Source organism: Paraburkholderia sp. MM6662-R1, assembly GCF_050436245.1.
GTDB classification, from domain to species: Bacteria; Pseudomonadota; Gammaproteobacteria; order Burkholderiales; family Burkholderiaceae; genus Paraburkholderia; species Paraburkholderia tuberum.
Genome location: NZ_JBNDLV010000001.1, coordinates 323,536 through 344,658, shown reverse-complemented (window position 1 = coordinate 344,658; position 21,123 = coordinate 323,536). Strand labels below are relative to the sequence as shown.

At 60.8% G+C, this 21,123-nt stretch carries 19 protein-coding genes; 12 read left to right on the top strand and 7 right to left on the bottom strand.

The window, feature by feature from the left end:
- Window positions 1-362: 362 nt before the first annotated feature.
- From OKW39_RS01535 to OKW39_RS01515, 5 genes are read left to right on the top strand one after another with little or no spacing between them, the layout of a single operon-like run.
- Window positions 363-1,382: an ABC transporter substrate-binding protein gene (locus OKW39_RS01535; protein ID WP_090804997.1), complete on the top strand. Its 1,020-nt coding sequence runs from the start codon at window positions 363-365 to the stop codon at window positions 1,380-1,382.
- A gap of 2 nt (window positions 1,383-1,384) precedes the next feature.
- Window positions 1,385-2,194: an ABC transporter ATP-binding protein gene (locus OKW39_RS01530; protein ID WP_244144794.1), complete on the top strand. Its 810-nt coding sequence runs from the start codon at window positions 1,385-1,387 to the stop codon at window positions 2,192-2,194.
- Window positions 2,187-3,107, top strand: coding sequence for an ABC transporter permease (locus tag OKW39_RS01525; protein WP_018422888.1), 921 nt, complete (start codon window positions 2,187-2,189; stop codon window positions 3,105-3,107). The genes OKW39_RS01530 and OKW39_RS01525 overlap by 8 nt, the downstream gene beginning before the upstream one ends.
- A 28-nt stretch (window positions 3,108-3,135) precedes the next feature.
- Window positions 3,136-3,888 carry a sulfite exporter TauE/SafE family protein gene (locus tag OKW39_RS01520; protein ID WP_090805001.1) on the top strand — a complete coding sequence of 251 codons (753 nt, stop codon included), beginning with the start codon at window positions 3,136-3,138 and terminating at the stop codon, window positions 3,886-3,888.
- Between the two features lie 34 nt (window positions 3,889-3,922).
- Window positions 3,923-4,831 carry a LysR substrate-binding domain-containing protein gene (locus tag OKW39_RS01515; protein ID WP_429561891.1) on the top strand — a complete coding sequence of 303 codons (909 nt, stop codon included), beginning with the start codon at window positions 3,923-3,925 and terminating at the stop codon, window positions 4,829-4,831.
- Here OKW39_RS01515 and OKW39_RS01510 read toward each other — a convergent pair.
- From OKW39_RS01510 to OKW39_RS01485, 6 genes are read right to left on the bottom strand one after another with little or no spacing between them, the layout of a single operon-like run.
- Window positions 4,771-6,522 carry an L-aspartate oxidase gene (locus tag OKW39_RS01510; protein WP_429561890.1) on the bottom strand — a complete coding sequence of 584 codons (1,752 nt, stop codon included), beginning with the start codon at window positions 6,520-6,522 and terminating at the stop codon, window positions 4,771-4,773. The genes OKW39_RS01515 and OKW39_RS01510 overlap by 61 nt on opposite strands.
- 38 nt (window positions 6,523-6,560) lie before the next feature.
- Window positions 6,561-7,172 (bottom strand): FumA C-terminus/TtdB family hydratase beta subunit, encoded by a 612-nt coding sequence (locus OKW39_RS01505; protein WP_184043520.1) that lies wholly within the window; start codon window positions 7,170-7,172, stop codon window positions 6,561-6,563.
- Window positions 7,173-7,218: 46 nt separating this feature from the next.
- Window positions 7,219-8,088, bottom strand: coding sequence for a fumarate hydratase (locus OKW39_RS01500; protein WP_184040191.1), 870 nt, complete (start codon window positions 8,086-8,088; stop codon window positions 7,219-7,221).
- A gap of 29 nt (window positions 8,089-8,117) precedes the next feature.
- Complete coding sequence (gene sdhC / locus OKW39_RS01495) at window positions 8,118-8,537, bottom strand: succinate dehydrogenase, cytochrome b556 subunit (protein WP_090805014.1); 420 nt, start codon at window positions 8,535-8,537, stop codon at window positions 8,118-8,120.
- Complete coding sequence (locus tag OKW39_RS01490) at window positions 8,534-8,866, bottom strand: hypothetical protein (RefSeq protein WP_018422881.1); 333 nt, start codon at window positions 8,864-8,866, stop codon at window positions 8,534-8,536. Before OKW39_RS01490 ends, sdhC begins: the two co-directional genes overlap by 4 nt.
- Complete coding sequence (locus OKW39_RS01485) at window positions 8,863-9,594, bottom strand: succinate dehydrogenase/fumarate reductase iron-sulfur subunit (protein WP_090805017.1); 732 nt, start codon at window positions 9,592-9,594, stop codon at window positions 8,863-8,865. Before OKW39_RS01485 ends, OKW39_RS01490 begins: the two co-directional genes overlap by 4 nt.
- A 333-nt stretch (window positions 9,595-9,927) precedes the next feature.
- Here OKW39_RS01485 and gcvA point away from each other — a divergent pair, with 333 nt between their 5' ends.
- The 7 genes from gcvA to OKW39_RS01450 all read left to right on the top strand — a co-directional run bounded on the left by gcvA (window position 9,928) and on the right by OKW39_RS01450 (window position 19,455).
- Complete coding sequence (gcvA, locus tag OKW39_RS01480; RefSeq protein WP_090805019.1) at window positions 9,928-10,836, top strand: transcriptional regulator GcvA; 909 nt, start codon at window positions 9,928-9,930, stop codon at window positions 10,834-10,836.
- A gap of 287 nt (window positions 10,837-11,123) precedes the next feature.
- The gene (locus OKW39_RS01475; RefSeq protein ID WP_429561889.1) at window positions 11,124-13,622 is read left to right on the top strand and encodes a CoA transferase; all 2,499 of its coding nucleotides are present in this window, start codon (window positions 11,124-11,126) and stop codon (window positions 13,620-13,622) included.
- A gap of 352 nt (window positions 13,623-13,974) precedes the next feature.
- Entirely contained in the window at window positions 13,975-15,066 is a 1,092-nt protein-coding gene (locus OKW39_RS01470) for an ABC transporter ATP-binding protein (protein WP_090805787.1), read from the top strand.
- Window positions 15,067-15,105: 39 nt separating this feature from the next.
- Complete coding sequence (locus OKW39_RS01465; RefSeq protein WP_429561888.1) at window positions 15,106-16,143, top strand: polyamine ABC transporter substrate-binding protein; 1,038 nt, start codon at window positions 15,106-15,108, stop codon at window positions 16,141-16,143.
- A gap of 52 nt (window positions 16,144-16,195) precedes the next feature.
- The gene (locus OKW39_RS01460; protein ID WP_429561887.1) at window positions 16,196-17,458 is read left to right on the top strand and encodes an ABC transporter permease; all 1,263 of its coding nucleotides are present in this window, start codon (window positions 16,196-16,198) and stop codon (window positions 17,456-17,458) included.
- A 4-nt stretch (window positions 17,459-17,462) separates the two neighbouring features.
- Complete coding sequence (locus tag OKW39_RS01455; protein WP_429561886.1) at window positions 17,463-18,302, top strand: ABC transporter permease; 840 nt, start codon at window positions 17,463-17,465, stop codon at window positions 18,300-18,302.
- A gap of 145 nt (window positions 18,303-18,447) precedes the next feature.
- On the top strand, window positions 18,448-19,455 hold the full coding sequence (locus OKW39_RS01450) for an MDR family oxidoreductase (RefSeq protein ID WP_429563436.1): 1,008 nt from the start codon (window positions 18,448-18,450) through the stop codon (window positions 19,453-19,455).
- Window positions 19,456-19,571: 116 nt separating this feature from the next.
- Here the strand turns inward: OKW39_RS01450 and OKW39_RS01445 are convergent, their stop codons facing one another.
- Window positions 19,572-21,083, bottom strand: coding sequence for a CoA-acylating methylmalonate-semialdehyde dehydrogenase (locus OKW39_RS01445; RefSeq protein ID WP_090805035.1), 1,512 nt, complete (start codon window positions 21,081-21,083; stop codon window positions 19,572-19,574).
- Window positions 21,084-21,123: the final 40 nt, after the last annotated feature.

Below are 21,123 nucleotides of genomic sequence, written 5' to 3'. Positions count from 1 at the left end.
TACAGATGAGTTAAATCACACGGCACTGAATTCGCTGAATGCCACGGTCACCGAAGCAAGGCATTTCACGCGCGATCCGGTTGCCCACAACACACCATCTGTGAACCTGATTCCGGCCGCGTCGCGCAAACCGTTTTGTCGCGAGCAGGCCGGCAACAAGGAGACACTCACGATGCGTACCCCGCCTCATCGTCATCCCGCTCATGTCCTTCATGTCGCGCCTTGCCGCGTGACGCATGCGTTGCGCCGGCCGCAGCCACGCGAGACCGAATAAGCACACGCAGCCCCCACCCATCCGGTTTATCCGGTGTCGCATTTCAACAGATTGGCCGTGCCGTTCCTGTCGCAAGGAGTGTCCAGCGATGAGCCTTCGTAAAGTTGCCGTATTTCTCTCAACGCTGCTCGCTCTCGGCGCAGCTCTCACCAGTGCGCCCGCCCGCGCCGAACTGTCGGAGATCCGGATCGCGCGCCAATACGGCGTCAGCTATTTGCCGCTGATGCTGATGCAGGATCAGAAGCTGATCGAAAAGCACGCCGCGCAACTGGGCGTGCCGAATCTGAAAGTGTCATGGGTCGAATTCGCGGGCGGCAACGTGATGAACGACGCGCTGCTGTCCGATTCGTTGCAGATCGCGTCAGGCGGCGTCGCGCCGCTTGTGCTGCTGTGGGCCCGTACGCGCGGCACGCCCGTCGAGGTCAAGGCGCTGTCGGCGATCAATTCGATGCCGCTGCTGTTGAACACCAACAATCCGACGGTGAAAACGTTGAAAGACTTCACCGGCAAGGACAAGATCGCGCTGCCCGCAGCGAAGGTGTCGATCCAGGCAATCACGTTGCAAATGGCCGCGGAAAAGGCCTTCGGCGCAGGCAACCAGGGGCAGCTCGATAAATACACTGTCTCGCTGGCTCATCCCGATGCGCAGCAGGCGCTGCTGTCGGGCAATAGCGAAGTGACCGCGCATTTCGGCTCGCCGCCGTTTCAGGAACAGGAATTGGCCCACCCTGGCGTGCGCACCGTTGTGAATTCGTATGACGTTCTGGGCGGCAAGTCGACATTCAATCTGGTCTGGTGCATGACGAAGTTCTATCAACAGAATCCGAAACTCGTGCAAGCCTTCATGGCCGCGCTCGACGATGCCGAAGCGCAGATCACCAGGGACAAGCACGCGGCCGCACTCGCCTACCTGCGCATCAGCAAGGACAAGAGCAATGTCGCCGACATCGAAAAAATGATTTCGTCGCCCGATGTCGCCTTCACGACCACGCCCGAAAACACGCTCAAATACGCGGATTTCATGGCACGCACGGGCCTGATCAAGACCAAACCCGCCTCGTGGAAGGACATGTTCTTTCCGACCGCCCAATCGCTTCAAGGGAGTTGATCATGCATCGCACGCGTGCTGGAGCCACCCGCGCCACATCCTCGCCGAGCGGCATGCCGTTACTGGATGTCGCCGGCGTAACGCTGCAATACAAGACGCCGCGGCATCTCGTGATGGCAACGTATCGCGTCGACTTTCAGGTATTCGAAGGCGACCGTTTCGTTTTGCTTGGGCCATCGGGTTGCGGGAAGTCGACGTTGCTCAAGAGCGTCGGCGGCTATCTGCTGCCGACGGAAGGTTCGATCACGCTGAAGGGCAAGACGGTGACGAAGCCGGGCCCCGACCGGATGATGGTCTTTCAGGAATTCGACCAGTTGCTGCCGTGGAAGACGGTCAAGCAGAACGTGATGTTTCCGCTGCTCGCTTCGCACCGGCTGTCGGCGCGCGAAGCGGAACAGCGCGCGATGCATTACATCGACAAGGTCAACCTCACGAAATTCTCGGACAGCCATCCGCATACGTTATCGGGCGGCATGAAGCAGCGCGTGGCGATTGCGCGCGGCATGGCGATGGAACCGGACATCCTGCTGATGGACGAGCCGTTCGCCGCACTCGATGCGCTCACGCGCCGCAAGATGCAGGACGAACTGCTGACGCTATGGCAGGAAACGCGCTTCACCGTGCTATTCGTCACGCATTCGATTCCGGAAGCGATCAAGGTCGGCAGCCGGATTCTGTTGCTGTCGCCGCACCCGGGGCAGGTCAAGGCAGAACTCGATACGGCGGCGGCAGGCGAATCCGCTGCCACGCTCGAAAAACGCATCCAGCACATGCTGTTCGAAGACGAAATCCACGAGGCAGAAAATGTCTGACGCTACCGCACACGGTTCCGCATCCGTCCATCCGCCCCGTGACGACATGATCACGCGCGCGCCGCGCGGCGAGATCATTCGCGAACCCAGCGATGCACAGCATTTCAGCGTCGTCGAAAAGCCGCTGTCACTGTTCGAGCGCCTGTACAACCAGAGCTGGCTGCGCAAGTTCCTGATCCTCGCGCTGCTCGCGCTGGTCTGGGAAGGCTACGGACGCTGGCTCAACAATCCGTTGCTGTTTCCCACTTTCAGCGCGACCGTCGACGCGTTCTGCACGAGCATCGCAAACGGCGAACTGCCCGGCAAGGCATGGGCGTCGATCCACGTATTGCTGCTCGGCTACGGCTGCGGTCTGCTGCTGGCCGCGTTGCTGACGGCCGCCGCGATCACCTCGCGCATCGGCACGGACTTTCTCGAAACGATGACCTCGATGCTCAACCCGCTGCCCGCCATCGCGCTGCTGCCGCTCGCGCTGATCTGGTTCGGGCTCGGCAACGGCAGCCTGATCTTCGTGCTCGTGCATTCGGTGACATGGTCGGTCGCGTTGAATACGCACTCGGGCTTTCTGTCGGTGAGCAACACGCTGAAAATGGTCGGGCGCAACTATGGCTTGCGCGGCGGGCGCTACGTCGCCGCGATTCTGGTGCCCGCTGCGTTCCCGAGCATTCTGACCGGCCTGAAGATCGGCTGGGCCTTCGCGTGGCGCACGCTGATCGCGGCGGAACTCGTGTTCGGCGTGAGTTCGGGTTCCGGCGGCCTCGGCTGGTTCATCTACGAAAACAAGAACCTGCTCGACATCGCGAACGTGTTCGCGGGTCTGTTCACGGTGATTCTGATTGGCCTCGCCGTCGAGAACCTGATCTTCCGCGTACTCGAACGCCACACCGTGCAACGCTGGGGCATGCAGTCGTGAAGCATGGCGCGCACGCACGGGAGGCTCGTTGCTAAGCGCCGACATCGCGCTGCTGGTGATTGGAGGCAGCGCGGTCGCGGGCTTCGTGTCGGGGCTGGCGGGATTTGCGTTCGGTCTCGTCGCGATGGTGTTCTGGGCATGGGCGCTGCCGCCGCAAGCGATCGGGCCGATGCTGGTGGTCGGCTCGCTGGTCGGACAGATGCTAACCGTGCATACGGTGCGCTCGCAGATACGGCCGAAGATCATCGGTCCGTTCATCGCAGGAGGCATCGTCGGCGTGCCGATCGGCGCGACGCTGCTGCCGTTCATCGATCCCGTCGGCTTTCGGATCGGCGCCGGTCTGCTGATGATCGTCTATTGCGGCGTGATGCTCGCCGCGAAAGATCTGCCGACGGTGACGGCAGGCGGTGCCTGGGCGGACGGCGGCGTCGGCGTGGTCGGCGGCATTCTGGGCGGCATTGCGGGGCTCGTCGGTCCGGCACCGACCATATGGTGCATGCTGCGCGGTCACAACAAAGATACGCAGCGCGCGATCTGCCAAAGCTTTTTCATCGCGATGCAATCGCTGACGCTCGTCACGTATGCACTGACGGGCCTGATCGGCAAGCAGACGCTAGTACTCTTCGGCTGGATGCTGCCGTCGTCGCTGCTGTTTGCGTGGCTCGGCTCACGGCTTTATCGGCGTCTGTCGGACACCGCGTTTCGGCGGGTGCTGCTTGCGCTGCTGTTCGCTTCGGGCGTGGCGCTGCTGGGCTCATCGCTTGTTCACGCGATAAAGTAATGCCGATGCGGCAACGTCAAGCGGAGTGAGCGTCATGAGTGCGATTCGCTATTTCGTCACGTTTCTGTCCGTCGCGCGCCACGGCTCTTTCGCCGCAGCCGCCGACGAAGTGTGTCTCACACAGGCCGCCGTGAGCCTGCAGATGCGTTCACTGGAACGCGATCTCGACATCGTGCTGTTCGAACGGAGCGCGCGCTCGGTCGCATTGAGCGAACAGGGACGCACGATCGTGCCGCTCGCCGAAACGCTGGTCGCCAACTATCGGCGGATTCTGGCCACGGCGGGCCGCGACGAACTGGCGGGCGTCGTGCGGGTCGGCGCACTGGTGTCGTCGCTGATGGGCGCGTTCGCCGATGCGATGCTGAATCTGAAACGCCGCTACCCGCGCCTCGAACTGAAGCTTTTCACGGGCCTGTCGAGTGACTTCACGCTACGCGTGGAGAACGGAGAACTCGACGCCGCCATCGTCACGCAGTCGCCCACCGGCTTTCCCGCCGCGTTGAAGTGGACGGTGCTGTATCACGAGCCGATGGTGCTGATCTCGTCGGCTGACAATCCGCGCGCGCAAGTCGACACGCTGCTTCGTGAGCCGTTCATCCGTTTCGACCGGCAGACGTGGACAGGCATGCTGATCGACGACGCGCTGCGCGGCCTCGACGCTTCCGTGCACGACATCATGGAGCTGAACTCGCTCGAATCGATCTGCGAAATGGTGAAGCGCGGTTTCGGCGTTTCGGTAGTGCCGCGTCTCGCGAATGCGAACTGGAATCACGAATCAGGGCTGCGCGTGACCGAGTTGCCCGAGCGGATCGCGCCGCGCCGCGTCGGCCTGCTGGAACGGCGCGAACACGGACGCGAAGCGTTCACGGCTGCCGTGAAGCGTCACTTCACGACGGCGGCCGACGTTTCCGCCAGTGGCAATGATTCGTCGAGCAGCGACTGACCAGGCTTCACGCGCGTGAACTGCACGCGCCGGCGGCTGGTTTCGAAGGCGTTCTGCTCAAGCCGCAGGCATACATACTCGGATGTGTCCAGATCTCCGGCGTCGGGAAAGTCTTCGCGGAAATGCGCGCCGCGCGAATTCTCGCGCAGCAACGCCGACTCGGTGATCGCGCGGCTAACGAGCGTCAGGTTGTGCAGGTTCATCCAGTCGTGCCACGACAGGTTGAAGCGCAGATCGCGTCCATCGACACCCGTGCGGTCCAGCCGTTCGCCGATGTCGATCAATGTGCTTCTCGCGCGCAGCAAGCCCTGCTCGTCGCGCAGGATGCCGACGTCGCGCCACATCAACTCGTACAGGTCGTCGCGTATCGATTCGAGATCGCACGCAGGCTGGCCGAGCGGCCGCGTGCAACGTTCGATGGCGCGCTCGATCTGACTGGCATCGGCGGTGGCGAGGCGCCCATGGCGCGGCACCCAGCGCGCGAGCGTCTCACCCGCAATGCCGCCGAACACCGTCGAATTCGCGACGCCGTTGCCGCCCAGCCGGTTCGCGCCGTGCACGCCGCCCGCATCCTCGCCCGCGACGAAGAGGCCCGGCAGCGTCGTCGAACAGTCGGTCTCGAACAGCACGCCGCCCATCATGTAGTGCGCGGTCGGCACCACTTCGACCTGGCCGCCCGCCAGATCGAAGCCGCAATCCGCGCAGCGTTCGACCATGCCCTTGAAACGCTGGCGCACGCTGTCGGGCCCGAGATGATCCATGCGCAGATAGACGCCGCCGTTCGGCGTCGTGTTGCCCGCGCGCAGTTCACGGTAAATGCTGCGCGAGACGATGTCGCGCGTCGCGCGCTCGCCGCGCGGATCGTAGCGGTGCATAAAGCGCTCGCCGTCGCCCGTCAGCAGATAGCCGCCCGCGCCGCGCAGCCCTTCTTCGAGCACGGTGCCCGTCATGCGCGTATGAGTGCCCGCCAGCAAGCCCGTCGGGTGGAACTGCACCATCTCCATGTCGCGCAACGTGAGGCCGGCACGCAGCGCCATCGCCATGCCGTCGCAACTCTTGTCTGCGCTCGGCGTGTGGTACTTGTACATCGTGGGGCCGCCGCCCGTCGCGAGCAGCACGGCCTTCGCGCGCACGAAGACGAATTCGCCGCTGCGAATGTCGATCATCAGCACGCCGGCCAGTGCGCTGCCGTCTTCGGACTCGATGAATTCCACCGCGCGATGTTCTTCGAGCCGCTCGATCCCGCGCGCCCACACCTGTTCGGCAAGCCGGTTGATGATCTCGATGCCAGTCTGATCGCCCTTGTGCACCGTGCGGTCGAAGGTTTGCCCGGCGAATGCCTTCTGCTTCAGCGTGCCGTCCGGGTTGCGGTCGAAGAAGCAGCCCAGTTCGTTTTCGAGTTCGTTGATCCGCTCGACCGCGCGTGTCACCAGCGTCCACGCGAGTTCCTGGTTCGACAGCCATTTGCCGCCTTCGATCGTATCCATGAAGTGACGTTCGATCGAATCGCCCTGTGCCAGCGCGACGTTATAGCCGCCCTGCACCATGCGCGTACAGCCGCATTTGCCGAGCAATCCTTTCACGGCGATCGTGATGCGCAACTGCGGCGCGTCGGCCTGCGCATGCAGCGCGGCAAACAGGCCCGCGCCGCCGCTGCCGAGAATCAGGATGTCGGTATCCACGTGCTTCATGGTCGGTTCCCGTGATGAACGACGCTGCGTTCGTTCGTTCAGCTTCTGATGCCCAGCGACGCGAGCACCGCTTCGCGCCGCTCACGCGTGCTCTGCTGGACCTTCGTGTAGACGCTGCCGCCGTGACTATCCATCGCGACGAGCAGCGGGCCGAATTCGCCGATCCTGAAGCGCCATAGCGATTCGGGGTTCAGGTCGTCGAGATCGACGTCTTCGATCTGTTCGATCCATGTCGTCTCCAGCGCCGCCGTGCCGCCGACGATCGCGAGATACACGCCGCCGTATTTTGCGAACGCATCGCTCGACGCCTGCCCGAGCCCGCCCTTGCCGATCACGATGCGCACGCCGTACTGCGCCATCAGCGCCGCGGTGAAGCGCTCCATGCGTGCGGACGTCGTCGTGCCGACGCAGACGGGCTCGTAGCCCGCCGGATGTGCGTCCGAGCGTGGCACCTTGCGCACGTTCGGCGCGGTGTGAATCACCGCATGGCCGCGCAGATCGAAGCGAGTCGTGCGGCCACGGTCGAACATATGGATCTGCGTGGCGTCGCGGATGCCGAACAGCGTGCCTGTCAACGTAACGGTATCGCCCGTGCGCAACGCGCGAATCTGCGCTTCGCTAGCGGGCATGGACAGCGTGTGATGAGTCATCGATCGTTCCTTGACGGTGTGCGTGCCGATGCGGACAGCCCGCGTGTCAGTAGCCGTACTCGACGCCCGCCGGCGTCAGCGTGGCGCGCGCGCGGCGGGCCGAATGACACTGCATGTTCACGGCAACCGGATTCATCGTGATATGCGTCGCCGCCAGTTCGAGGTGGACCGCGAACGATGTCGCGTCGCCGCCGAGCCCCTGCGGGCCTACGCCCAGGCGGTTCACCGCGGCCGACAGTTCCTCCTCCAGCGCGGCCGCCGCCGGATCGTCGCAATGCGTACCGAGCGCGCGCGTCGCGGCACGCTTGGCGAGCCACACGCACAGATCCGAGGTACCGCCGATGCCCACGCCTACAATCGTCGGCGGACACGTCTTGCCGCCCGCATCGACCACGCAGTCGATCACGAAGCGTTTGATCGCGTCGACACCTTCCGCCGGAATCGCCATTTTCAGAAACGAGTTGTTTTCCGAACCGCTGCCCTTCGGAATCATTTCGATCACGAGCGTGTCGGCTGTCGAGTCGAAGTCGATATGGATCGCGGGCATCAGCACGCCGCAAGACGAATGTTCGTTGTTCCGCGTCAGCGGATGCACGACCGACGAGCGCAATGGATGCTCGCGCGTGGCCCGTTCGCAGCCGCGCCGGATCGCTGCTTTCAACGCGACGCCGTCGAGCGCGAGGCCCGTGCCGATCGTCACGTTGTAGATCGGCAGCCCGGTGTCCTGGCACAGCAGGTTGTCCTGATCTTCGGCAATCGCGATATTGGTGCGCATTGTGCCCAGCACGCGGCGCGCGGTGTCGTCGGTTTCAGCGCGTTCGAGGCGCGCGATACCGTCCTTGATGTCGGGCGGCAAATGCTTCAGCGCGCGTATGTACAACTGCTTCGCGACCTCTTCGATCTGCTGCATGTCCATTGATGAATCTCCGTCGGGGGACCGTGCGTTCACGACGTGAGCGACAGCGCAAACGCCAGCCCGATGACCAATGCGCCGCCCGCTGTCGCCGCGATCAGGTTCTTGCGCAAACCGCTCCATGGCCGGTATTCGATGAGCAGAATGCGCACGCCGCCGAACAGATGCGCGGCCAGCAACGTGACGAGGCCCCACTCGGCGAATACGAAGGCGGGTTGCCTCGTCACGGCGAGAAACGACTCGAACGATGCTGCGCCGTGCAAAGCGGTGCCGAGCGCCCAGAAGTGCAGCGGCAGAAAGAAGGCGAGCGCGAGTCCGGACAGACGGTGCACAAGAAAGGCCCACCACGCGGGATGGTTGCGCGCGCGCGAGTCGGCGCGCCGGCCAGGGGTGCGGTGTCCCGCGTGGTTCGTGTCTGTTGCTGGTTTCGCTGCGCGTGCCATGTCGCTCATTGCGGCCCTCCTACCAGCGCGAAGACCGCGCGCAGACCGGCAATCGCCAACGCAATGCCGACGATCACGCTCGCCACCCCGACGCTGCGCCCGCGCCAGCCGAGCCACTCCTCGGCGATCCTTCTCAAGCCGACAGGCACATGCGCGGACGACGCAAGCACGAACACTGAATAGAACACCGCCCACGCCGTATTGCCGTGCAGACGCGCGATCACGTTCGCCGCGCTCAGCCCGCCATGCACGACGATAATCATGGTGACAAGATGGACGGCCACGCATAAGGTCAGCACCATCGCCGACAGGCGCTGCAACTGCCAGCCGCTCATCATCGCGGTTCTCCTTTCGGCGCATGGCCGCGAAGCCGCTTCAGGCCAGCAATGCTGGCCGTCGGCTGCAGCGACTTGGGACACCGTTCGGTACACGAGCCGAGCGTATGGCACGAATGACAGCCTGCGTCGTTGGAGACGGCTGCGACGCGGGTTTGCTGCTGGATGTCGCGTACGTCGTTGACGAGCGTCCACGCACGATTGAGCGCGGCGGGTCCGAGATAGTCGGGGTTCCATGCGACCACGTCGCAGCTCGCATAACAGACACCACAGCCAATGCATTCAATCCCCGCGTCGGCCGCCTTGCGTTCGGCGGAGGCGGGATCGACGCAAGCGGCAGGTTCGTTACGCGTGTGCTCGCCCTTGAAATAGCCCTTCGCGTCGCGCCATTTGTCGAAGAAGGCGGTCATATCCGTCGCCAGATCCTTGATGACGGGCAGGTGATTGAGAGGCGCGATTTCGAGCACGTCACCGGCGTGCTTCATGACTTTGGTGACGTGCGTGCGGCAGGTCCATCGCGCGCGGCCGTTCACGGTCATTGCGCATGAACCGCACATGCCGACCCGGCACGCAAAGCGATAGGAGAGCGTCGCATCCAGATGGCGCTGGATGTGGATCACCACGTCGAGCACGGTCTGACTTTCCATGCGCGGCACGTCGAAGCGCTGAAAGCTGCCTTCGTCGTTACCGCGCCAGACGTCGACCTTGAGTTGCGGGGGAGTGGTTCGCATCGTGACCGTTGAGGTTCGAATGATTGCGAAGCCAGTCTAAGGGGCGCGCGCCGCCCGTCAAAGCCAAAGATTCTTGTTGCAAGCTCAAGGTTTTTTTATGCTCGCGGGCGTGTGAGTGCCTGTGAGAACGCTCTTGAAACCGCCCCACCAGGCTTGTCATTTCAGAGCGCTCGAAATTCCGCGCTAACATATGTTCGATTGCCCAACTGGAGTGCGTACGCACTCGTCGACGCCTGGGAACGCCGCCGCGTCCGCGGGTCTAATGGATCCTGAGTTGCCGCAAGACGCAACTAATCCACGAAGTCGGACAGCTTTAGTCAAACGGTCTGCAGAATGAGAAAACGATTACCTCCGCTTAACTGGTTGCGCGCATTTGAATCCTCTGCCCGGCATCTCAGTTTCACCCATGCGGCGACAGAGTTGAGCCTGACCCAGGCGGCGGTAAGCCAACAGGTGAAGGGACTCGAGTCGCAGTTGGGGGCAGTCCTCTTTAAGCGCTTGCCAAGAGGACTCGAGCTCACTGAGGCCGGGCTAGCCTATTTGCCGGTTGTCCACGAGGCCGTAGAGCGACTGGCGGCCGCAACTGAAGAGATCTTCGGGCAAGGTCACGGCAGAGTCCTTACCGTTCGGGTCAGCCTGGTGTTTTTTACCCATTGGCTGGCAATGCGCTTACCCGACTTTCGTGAACGCCACCCCGAGGTCAATCTGCGTATCACCAGCAACATATGGGGGGGCGATTCGAGCGTGACCGACGTCGAAGCCGATATGGAAATCCGCTATGGACATGGAGAATGGACGGGACTCAAGGCCGAGCGGCTGACCTGGGATACGTTGCTGCCGGTCTGCGCCCCATTCTTGCCCTCCGAACAGGCACCACTGGCTACTCCGAAGGATCTCCGTTACCACGAACTACTCCACGTCCTGGGCTACGAGGAGGGCTGGGGATACTGGTTGAAGAAAGCAGGCGCGGGACAGGTCGACTCTTCGAAGGGAATGCAGTTCGATACCTTGATCTCTGCTTTGAGAATGGCCGAGCTTGGTCAAGGGGTGGCCTTGGCGCGCTCGTCGCTGGTCCAGTCGATGCTGGACACCGGGCAACTGATAGCGCCTTTCAAATCCCGGCTTACGACCAGTGAAGCTTTCTACCTGGTCTATTCTCCTCACAGCATCGTCAACCCTGATGCCGCGGCGTTCGTGGCCTGGTTGAGTGCGAAGGCTCAGGAGGGGCGTGCGCGGAACTGAGCAGGCAGGTTGACATCGCACGTCCATTTCGCCGGGCTGCCAGTGATCGACTGGTCATTTTCCTGCGTGTTCACTCCGCCGGCCTCAGCCATAAATAAAATAGCCCCATCCTCGTTTTTTTTATTGCTTTACCGGCTCCCCGTTGTATCCGACAGTGATCCCCAGTTCGTCGCCAAGGCCCCTCGCCTCGCATTCGAAATGCGGTTGATTGGTGCTGGCGGCGACCCACCACAATGACGACCTGCGTTTCGGAAGATCTGCAGGTCCTGGAGATGAGTCGGTGAGCCATGGGAAAGCATGATCAACTGCCTTTTAGCGGCGTGAAAGTCATCGACTTTGGCCAGTACATCGCCGGCCCGGCCGTGGCGATGATCCTGGCGGATCTCGGCGCCACCGTCATTCACATCGATCCCCCTGCTGGGCCGCTTTGGGACAGCCCGGCCAATGCCGTACTGAACCGCAACAAGTATTGCTTGCAGCTTGACCTGAAGTCCGCGCAGGGGCTCGAGGCGGCCATGGCATTCATCGCGCGTGCCGATATCGTGATCGAGAACTTCCGGCCGGGCGTCATGACCCGGTTGGGCCTGGACTTCGCGGAGCTGCGTCGTCAAAGGCCCGAGCTCATTACGCTGTCCATCCCTGGCTTCGCCAGCAACGACCAGTTGCGTCGTCACTGGCGCGCCCTCGAGCCGATTATTGCGTCGGCCTCCGGGGTATTCACCGATATGGGTCAGAACCGCGTACTGATGGGAATAAACCCGAGCTTTTCGCCGCTGCCGCTAGCCTCGTCCTACGGCACCATGCTGGCTGTCTCCGCGGTGGCACTCGCTCTGCAAGCGCGGGAGCGCACGGGAGTGGGTGATCAAATCGAGGTGCCTCTGGCCGCGGCGGTGATGGAGGGGCTGTCTTACAACTCGATCAAGATCGACGGTTATCCCGAACGCTACAAGACCTTGCGCGAAAAGGAAATTGAGCGGCGGCGGTCGGAAAATCTTCCGATGAACCTCAGCTACGAAGAACTGCAAGAATATCTCGACCCCTTTTACCGCACCTACGAGTGCGCGGACGGTCGCAAGTTCTATGCGGTATGCCCGTCACACCGCTCGCACGCCAGGCGTTGCCTTCAGGCGATGGGGTTGTACGAGGAAATGCTATCTGCCGGGCTGCCGACAGTGAGCGACCCCTACCTTCCTATCTCTCAGTGGGAGGGGGACGCCTCACTCGGTGTCTACCCGTTGCCTGACCATTGGGCCCGGCGCATTTCGGCACGCATGAAGGAGGTGTTCCTGACCAAGACAGCGACCGAGTGGGAAAAAATTTTCGGCGAAGGCCGGTTTCCCGGTGCGCCCCACCGATCGACTCAAGAATGGTTGCATGACGAGCACGCCAACGCCGCGGGTCTGGTGGTCGATGTCGACGACCACCAGTACGGCAACATGAAACAGCCCGGCGCGATCGCTTGGCTGGAAGACAGTGCCGACTTGATGCTCTCGCCCGATTCACGCCGCACGGTGAGTCTCAAAGAAGCCCTGGCCATCCTGGATAAGTGCGCGCCCACGGCACTGCCGCCCCCATCTGAACAGCATGTTGGCGGCTGGCTTGACGGTGTGCGTGTCCTCGATCTGACCAATGTCATCGCGGGTCCGCATTCGACCTCCTACCTCGGCCGGTTCGGCGCCGAGGTTATCAAGCTCGACCCCGTAACGCCCAACTATGATCCCTGGAACACGGTGGTCTTTGGCATGTCTTCGGGCCGCGGCAAGCAAAGCGTCCTGGTCGACCTGAACCACCCTGACGGACGCGAGGTGTTTAACCAATTGGTTCGTTCGGTCGATGTGATCGTGATGAATGCACCGGATCGTCAACTGGCACCTTTGGGTCTTGACGAAACCAGTCTCCAGGCCGTCAACCCTGGCGTGATCTTCTGTCAACTGGATTGCTTTGGGGGACCGCGTCGCGGCCCGCGGACCGATTATCTCGGTTACGACGACTTGATCCAGGCCAGCACCGGCATCATGCTGCGCTTCGGCGGCGGCATGGCAACGCCAGAGGAACACGCTCACGTCGGAACCATTGACGTGAATTGCGGGTTCGCTGCAGCGCTCGGCGTTGCCGCCGCGTTATATCGCAAAGCCAGAACCGGCCAGATCAGCCGCGCCCGGACCTCCCTGGCATCGCTCGGCAACCTGGTGCAGATTCCCTTCTGCTACGACTACCCACGGCGGGCCCCGTTCGATGAGCCTTCCGGCCGTAGCGCCCAGGGCTTTGGCAACCTGTCACGCTTCTTTCGGGCCGCGGATGACTGGTTGTATGTGGACGCCAGCGAAAAGGAACTGGACAAGCTAAACGCCGTAGAGGGGCTGACGGGCATCCGCGACGCGGCAGATCCCGCAGCGTTTCTCAGTTCCGCGTTCGCCACGGCCTCCGCCGAAACCTGGCAGACGCGGTTGCAAGCGGCCAATGTGGCGGCAGCCATTCCGGACAATATCGACAACTTGCGCCAACGCTACAGCCGCCCTGCAGACAATCGTCCGGGTATCGATAACGCCAGCTATTCATTCAGTGTGTATGCCGAGCATCCGAGTGGACGACGCGTCATCCAACTCGATCCTTTTGCGATTCGCCCGCACGTTGCTCCGATCCGCGCACTGGCGCCAGCAGAAAAGTTTGGTGCCTCGACCCGAGGGGTTCTGCGCAAGATGGGCTACAGCGATACCCAGATTGCGACGTTGATTGCGCGAGGGGCGGTCGGCGAAAGCTGGTGCGAAGAGTACTTGCCCAGCTGAACACATCACCGTTGCGGGCAAGCCGGAACAAATCGCGGCCGATAGCAGCAAGCACCCTAGAAGAAAAAAGGCTGTAGCGAAGGGGTGTTCGAATATTTATAAGATTGGAGACGAAGATGCACGTACGACACCGCAAGCTCCCGGGTACCGAAAACACCCGGCGAGGCGCAGAAATCGTTATCGAGAACCTCAATCGAGCTACGCAGCACATGGCGCGAAAACGCCCATGGCGAGGCACGGGGAAGGAGGTACCCTGCGCGCCTCCCTGTCGCCGCAGCCGATCTGCAGACACAGCACTACCGCCTGCGCTGCCAGGTGCCTTCCGCACCGAAAGACATTGAGGGTAACGATCATGCAAGACCAGGGCAACACATTTGTGAGCTTCCGCAATGTTCGGAAGACATACGACGGAGAAACACTCGTCGTCAAAGACCTGAATCTCGACATCCAGAAGGGGGAGTTTCTCACTTTGCTTGGTCCGTCCGGCTCGGGAAAGACCACCTGTCTCATGATGCTCGCCGGGTTTGAATACCCAACCGATGGAGAAATCTGGCTGGATGGTCAGTTACTTAATCGTATTCCACCGCATAAACGCGACATTGGAATGGTATTTCAGAACTATGCACTCTTTCCACACCTGACCGTCGGACAGAACCTCGAGTATCCCCTCAAGGTTCGCAAGATGCCGCCAGACGAGCGGGCCGCGCGCGTCAAGCGGGCGCTCGAGATGGTCCACATGGAAAAGCTGGGTAAGCGAATGCCAGGTCAGCTCTCAGGCGGTCAGCAACAGCGAGTGGCGCTTGCGCGTGCGTTGGTGTTCAACCCAAAGCTTGTGCTGATGGACGAACCGCTTGGCGCGCTGGACAAACAGCTGCGCGAGCACATGCAGATAGAGCTCAAGGCATTGCACGAATCTCTTGGCCTGACCTTTGTGTACGTCACACACGATCAAGGTGAGGCGCTCACGATGTCTGATCGAGTAGCGGTCTTTGATCAGGGGGTGATCCAACAGCTCGACCGGGTCGACTCGCTCTACGAATCGCCGAGGAATCTGTTTGTAGCCAACTTCATTGGTGACAGTAACCGGGTGGAAGGCACCGTCGTAAGCCGGGATGGTAATTATTGCGAGTTGCGCATTGCAGACGGTACGACCGTACGTGCGCTGAATGTTGCCGGGCTCAATGTGGGTAGCCACGCCACAGGGGTGATCCGTCCCGAGCGGCTTTCGATTGGACGGCAATCCGAACAGCAGCGCAATGTCATCAACAGCGAAACGCTTGGGATGATCTACTTCGGCGATCACGTCCGGCTACGCTGCCGCTGCCCCGGAGAAACAGAGTGTTTCGTGAAGGTTCCGCTCGGGCAGGACGGGGCGGCCCATGTCCAACCGGGAAATCGAATCGCGTTGTCGTTTCATGAAGATCATCTGAGAGTCTTTAATTGACCACGCGTAGCGAAATCACCTTGTGCCAAGGAGAACGAAATGAGGTTCTTTAGAAATACGGTCGGCGTGGCTGCCATGATGTGTTGTTCCGCTTTCGCATTGGCCGATGGCCTTACGACGGTCAATTACGGTGGCGCCGTGGGGAACGCCGAGAAGGCTGCCTGGGTTGAACCGTTCTCGAAAGCGAGCGGTATTCCGACGATTGCGATTGAGTACACGGGCGAAATGGCCAAAGTCAAAGCGATGGTCGACGCCAAAGATGTCACGTGGGATGTCGTTGAAGTCGAGTCGGCAGACATCGGACGCGGCTGTCAGGACGGACTCTTCGAGAAGCTCGATTGGTCGAAAATCGCGAAAAAGGGTGATCTGGTGCCTGGATCGGTGACTCCCTGCGCTGCCGGCACATTCGTGTGGTCGACCGTGCTCGCATACAACCCGACGCTGACGAAGGGCACGCCACAGGGCTGGAAGGATTTTTGGGACGTCAAGAAATTTCCTGGCAAACGTGGCATGAAGAAGGAGGCGCGTTATAACCTCGAGTTCGCACTGATGGCAGATGGCGTTCCGGCAAAAGACGTGTACACCGTGCTGGGCACGGAGGCTGGCGTCAATCGGGCGTTCAAGAAGATGGACGAGCTCAAGCCACACATTCAGTGGTGGGAGGCTGGCGCACAGCCGCCGCAGTTCCTGGTCGCCGGTGACGTTTCGATGTCCACCGCGTATAACGGCCGCATCGACGCCGCAATGCGGGCAGGGAACAAGAACCTGGGTATCTCGTGGGACCAAAGCATCTATGAGCTGGACTTTTTCGTGATTCCGAAGGGCTCGAAAAATAAGGATGCAGCCGAGAAGTACATTGCCTACGTGCTCGAACCTCAGGCTCAAGCTGCGTTCGCGCGGCACATTCCGTACGGGCCAACCAACAAGAACGCTTTAAAGTTGCTCGATGCAGCCACTCTTGAAAACCTGCCTAACTCGCCGAAGAACGGCAAAACCGCTATCCCCAACGACGTAGAGTTCTGGACCGACCACGGTGATGCGCTAGAACAGCGTTTCACCGCGTGGGCAGCGAAATAACGCGAATCGCGTACCCATCGCTCGAACGCATGGGTACGCGAAGGAGAGAGACATGAGCGCGGTAACTACTCAGCAGCAGGATTGGCATTTGCGTGAGCTCAAGCGATCGCTTAGGAACGTGAATTTACGTAAGCAAATGGCGGCGCTGGCGCTGGTCGCTCCTCTTGCTATTTTCATTCTTCTGGTATTCGTGATGCCCGTTGCATCCATGATTTCGCGGTCTATTCAGAGTCCGGAAGTCGTTGACGCGTTGCCAGACACGACGGCGGCGCTGCGAAACTGGGATCGGAAATCGGCAGTTCCGGATGACGCTTTTCGCGGGCTGATGCTGGATATCGAGCGCAACGGCGGGAACAACAGTTCGGGTACCGCTGCCGGTCGACTGAACGGGCAGAAGGAGGGTTTCCGTTCGCTGTTTTACAAGACTTCCAGCGCACTTCCGTTCGGCGACGATGATTCGGCGCTGCCTGCGCACGAGGTTCGACAAAAGCTGATCGAAATCGACAGGCGTTGGGAAGATCCCGGTTACTGGCAGGTAATCGCTAAAGATTCATCCCGATACACAAGCCAGTATCTCCTCGCGACGATGGACTACCGTCGCAATTCTGCCGGTGACATCGTTCCGGTTGATCCAGGCGCCTCGGCATATCGGGAGGTATTCAAGCGAACGTTCGTGATTAGCGGCCTGGTAACGCTCGCCGCGCTGCTCCTCGGCTACCCCCTGGCATACTGGATCTCCAGTCTGCCGGCGGGTAAGGCAAATCTGCTGATGATCCTGGTGCTCCTTCCCTTCTGGACTTCGATCCTCGTGCGGATCTCCGCCTGGATTGTCATCCTTCAAGGATCGGGCCTCGTCAACAAGGCGTTGCTGTCGCTGGACCTGATATCGTCTCCATTGACACTGCTGTTCAACCGGACGGGGGTGCTGATCTCGATGACTCATATCCTCCTGCCGTTCATGATTCTGCCGCTGTACAGCGTCATGAAATCAGTGCCGGCCAGCTATACGAAGGCAGCGATCTCGCTGGGTAGTCACCCGTTCGGCGCGTTCTGGAAGGTCTACTTTCCGCAAACGCTGCCAGGAGTCGGCGCCGGCGGACTGCTGGTATTCATCACGGCTTTGGGCTACTACATTACTCCGGCATTGCTGGGCGGAGCCGGCGACCAGATGGTGAGCTACTACATCGCCTATTTCACGAATGTGGCCTTGAACTGGGGGATGGCGTGCGCACTGGGAGCGGTTCTGCTTCTCGTGACGTTGATACTTTTCGGTGTTTATCGAAAGATCGTTGGCAACGAACTGAAGGTAGGTTAGGACCATGAAAACGACCGTATCGCGTTTTGCACCTTATACATCGGCTCCCGAGATCGCGTGGCACTACTTTTTGCGATCGACCAATGTCATGATCCTGCTTTTTCTGGTCTTGCCGATACTGGTGATCATCCCGCTTTCTTTCACGGACAATACATTCCTGGTCTATCCGATACACAAGTTTTCGTTCAAGTGGTACCACAATCTGTTTACTTCGATTGACTGGCTTCGTGCCGGAAAAAACAGCTTCATCGTAACCCCGCTTGCCACGATCTCGGCCACTGTCCTCGGGACGTTGGCCGCGTTGGGCCTCAACAAGGCGACGTTCAAAGGCAAGGGCGCGCTGATCGGCATTTTGATCTCGCCGATGATCGTGCCGGTGATCGTCACTGCCGTCGGGATGTATCTGTTCTTTGCGAAGTGGGGCTTAGCCGGGTCGTACCTTGGTCTGATTTTGGGTCATACCGCTATCGCTGCTCCATTCGTGGTGGTCACTGTCAACGCCACCCTTGCCGGGTTCAACCAGAATTACGTGCGCGCGAGCCTGAGCCTCGGTGCGTCGCCCGTCACGACGTTCTTCTCCGTCACCCTGCCCATCATTGCGCCGGGCGTTATTTCTGGAGCCCTGTTTGCATTCGCCACGTCGCTCGATGATGTCGTCATCACGATGTTCATCGCGGGTCCGACACAAGGTACATTGCCGTTGCAGATGTTCATCGGCCTCCGGGAAAACATTACGCCGACGATTGCTGCCCTTGCGACAATTCTGATTGTATTTTCGAGCCTGCTTCTGGTGACGATGGAGTGGCTGAGGTCCAGAAGCGCGGCGCGACAGATAGCGACGTGACATTGCTTGCCGCGGCACCTGTCGCCTTATGCCCGTGGAAGCCGTCAGGCATGGCGCAGTGGTACATCCTTGCATGGTTTATGTTGTCCGGATGTATCACTTCGCCATGCCTGACCGCCTGCGTTTACCGTCAAAGAGGTCAAGCATGGCTTTTTCAGCCCTTTATCTGCAGCAGAATGACAACGGTTTTTCGGCCGGGGTTACCAGCCTCGATGACCGAACCCTCGACGAGCATCCCCTCGCAGCCGGCGAAGTGCTCATTCGTATCGCGCACTCGACGCTTAACTACAAGGACGCGCTAGCGGTCACGAACCGCGGTCCGGTCGTACGCGCCTGGCCAATGGTCGCGGGTATCGATGGCGCCGGCGAGGTGGTGACATCGACAGATTCTCGCTGGAAAGCGGGAGATATTGTCCTCGTCAACGGATGGGGCCTCGGCGAAACACACTGGGGGTGCCTCGCAGAGAAAGCCCGCCTGAAGGCCGACTGGCTGATTGCGGTACCGCAGGGACTATCAACGGCCGAAAGCATGGCAATCGGGACGGCCGGTTACACGGCGATGCTATCCTGCCTTGCGCTGGAACAGGCCGGTGTCAAGCCGGCCGACGGTGAAGTCCTCGTGACCGGCGCGAGCGGCGGTGTGGGCAGCGTGGCAATCTCGCTATTGAGCAGTTGGGGATTTACGGTCGTGGCATCGACGGGCAAGCCGGAGCAGGCGCATTTTCTGAAGCGTATCGGCGCCGCCGATGTGGTCGATCGGGACTCGCTGTCGGCAGCCGGCAAGCCGTTGCAGAAAGAGCGCTGGGCGGCGGTGGTGGATTCTGTCGGCTCGCATACGCTTGCCAACGCATGCGCACAGACGAAATATGGCGGCGCCGTAACGGCATGCGGTCTCGCGCAAGGCATGGAGTTCCCGGCGAACGTTGCGCCTTTCATTCTGCGCGGTATAAAACTGTTGGGCATCGACTCGGTTATGTGTCCGATCGCTCATCGTCAGATAGCGTGGAATCGGCTCGCTGCGGATCTGGATCGAGCAAAGCTCGCCGAACTCACGCACCGGATAGCGTTGCACGACGTGCCGGAGGCAGCGGTGCAAATGATGGATGGAAAGCTGAGCGGTCGCACGGTTGTCGACATTTGCCGTAGCGCATGATGTCGGGCGATTCAGATCGGCTTTGAAGGTCTGCGACTTCAGGACCGGTGGTGGTGTGCTCTCCCGTGCCGGGATGTGGCAGCACGGGAGCTGTAGCGGGTTTTGCAGTGGAAAGACTACCTCGCCGTCGGCATCGCGAATTCGGCACCTTGCTCGATACTCTCCGGCCAGCGTTGCATGATTGACTTCTGACGCGTATAGAACCGGACGCCTTCTTCTCCATACGCGTGCGTGTCACCGAACAAGCTACGCTTCCAGCCGCCAAATCCGTGCCACGCCATCGGTACCGGAATCGGTACGTTGATGCCAACCATTCCAACCTCAATTCTCCGGCCAAACTCGCGCGCTATGTGTCCGTCGCGAGTGTAACAGGCGACGCCATTGCCGAATTCGTGCGCGTTGACCAGGTCGACGGCCTCTGTAAAGTCCTTCGCACGGACGCAGGACAGCACCGGTCCGAAGATTTCCTCTTGATAGATTCGCATCTCCGGCGTGACGTGGTCGAACAACGTGGCACCGGTAAAAAAGCCTTCCTCGTGCCCCGGAACTTTGAGGCCACGTCCATCGACAACCAGCGACGCGCCTTCTTCGACGCCAATCGCGATGTAGTTTTCAATGCGTTCCAGCGCCTGACGTGTGACGATCGGCCCCATCTCGGCGTCGGGCTCCGTGCCGTTCTTTACTATTACGGAGCGTGCTCGATCAGCGAGCCGCGGAATCAGCTTGTCCGCAACGTCGCCTACGAGGACTGCGACCGAGATCGCCATGCACCGTTCCCCCGCGGAGCCGTAGCCTGCGCCGACCAAAGCGTCGACGGCTTGATCAATGTCAGCGTCGGGCATCACAACCATGTGATTCTTCGCTCCGCCAAGCGCCTGGATCCGTTTTCCGTGCTTTGCCCCCGTCTCGTAGATGTAGTTGGCAATCGGCGTCGAACCGACGAAACTGATCGCTTTTACGTCAGGATGTTCGAGCAGAGCATCCACGACTATCTTGTCCCCTTGCACGACGTTGAACACTCCGTCAGGCAACCCGGCTTCCTGCAGCAAGCGGGCCATGTAGAGCGACGCTGAGGGATCACGCTCGCTGGGCTTCAGAATGAACGCATTGCCTGCGGCAATCGCGATCGGAAACATCCAGCAAGGAACCATGCACGGAAAGTTGAAAGGCGTGATTCCCGCGACAACGCCGAGCGGTTGCCGGGTCGTCCAGTTGTCGATGTCGGTCGACACCTGTTCCGTATGGTCACCCTTCAGCAATTGCGGAATGCCGCAGGCAAACTCGATCACATCGATGCCCCGTGCCACTTCGCCTTGCGCATCGCTGAACACTTTTCCGTGCTCGGCGGTCATGATCGCTGCCAGTTCGTCCTTGTGCTGGTTCATCAGTTCGAGAAAGCGGCGCATGACGCGCGCGCGACGGATGGGTGGCGTATTACTCCATCCCTGGAACGCCTGTTTCCCCGACGCTACGGCGGCACTTACGTCGGACGCGTCGCCGAGGTGCAGCATGCGTGCCGGAGAACCGGTCGCGGGGTTGAATATCGGCTGCTTTCGAGTGCCTGAGCCAGGCACGCGGCGACCGTTGATGAAGTGAACCACGTCTGCGTCGTCGTTGAAGGGCTGCATTTCATACTCCTTGCTGGGATTGGAACAGGTTCTAAGTGCC

Coding starts and splice junctions, on each gene's coding strand:
- OKW39_RS01535 (WP_090804997.1), top strand. CDS start 363: ATGAGCCTTCGTAAAGTTGCCGTATTTCTCTCAACGCTGCTCGCTCTC.
- OKW39_RS01530 (WP_244144794.1), top strand. CDS start 1,385: ATGCATCGCACGCGTGCTGGAGCCACCCGCGCCACATCCTCGCCGAGC.
- OKW39_RS01525 (WP_018422888.1), top strand. CDS start 2,187: ATGTCTGACGCTACCGCACACGGTTCCGCATCCGTCCATCCGCCCCGT.
- OKW39_RS01515 (WP_429561891.1), top strand. CDS start 3,923: ATGAGTGCGATTCGCTATTTCGTCACGTTTCTGTCCGTCGCGCGCCAC.
- OKW39_RS01510 (WP_429561890.1), bottom strand. CDS start 6,522: ATGAAGCACGTGGATACCGACATCCTGATTCTCGGCAGCGGCGGCGCG.
- OKW39_RS01505 (WP_184043520.1), bottom strand. CDS start 7,172: ATGACTCATCACACGCTGTCCATGCCCGCTAGCGAAGCGCAGATTCGC.
- OKW39_RS01500 (WP_184040191.1), bottom strand. CDS start 8,088: ATGGACATGCAGCAGATCGAAGAGGTCGCGAAGCAGTTGTACATACGC.
- sdhC (WP_090805014.1), bottom strand. CDS start 8,537: ATGAGCGACATGGCACGCGCAGCGAAACCAGCAACAGACACGAACCAC.
- OKW39_RS01490 (WP_018422881.1), bottom strand. CDS start 8,866: ATGATGAGCGGCTGGCAGTTGCAGCGCCTGTCGGCGATGGTGCTGACC.
- OKW39_RS01485 (WP_090805017.1), bottom strand. CDS start 9,594: ATGCGAACCACTCCCCCGCAACTCAAGGTCGACGTCTGGCGCGGTAAC.
- gcvA (WP_090805019.1), top strand. CDS start 9,928: ATGAGAAAACGATTACCTCCGCTTAACTGGTTGCGCGCATTTGAATCC.
- OKW39_RS01475 (WP_429561889.1), top strand. CDS start 11,124: ATGGGAAAGCATGATCAACTGCCTTTTAGCGGCGTGAAAGTCATCGAC.
- OKW39_RS01470 (WP_090805787.1), top strand. CDS start 13,975: ATGCAAGACCAGGGCAACACATTTGTGAGCTTCCGCAATGTTCGGAAG.
- OKW39_RS01465 (WP_429561888.1), top strand. CDS start 15,106: ATGAGGTTCTTTAGAAATACGGTCGGCGTGGCTGCCATGATGTGTTGT.
- OKW39_RS01460 (WP_429561887.1), top strand. CDS start 16,196: ATGAGCGCGGTAACTACTCAGCAGCAGGATTGGCATTTGCGTGAGCTC.
- OKW39_RS01455 (WP_429561886.1), top strand. CDS start 17,463: ATGAAAACGACCGTATCGCGTTTTGCACCTTATACATCGGCTCCCGAG.
- OKW39_RS01450 (WP_429563436.1), top strand. CDS start 18,448: ATGGCTTTTTCAGCCCTTTATCTGCAGCAGAATGACAACGGTTTTTCG.
- OKW39_RS01445 (WP_090805035.1), bottom strand. CDS start 21,083: ATGCAGCCCTTCAACGACGACGCAGACGTGGTTCACTTCATCAACGGT.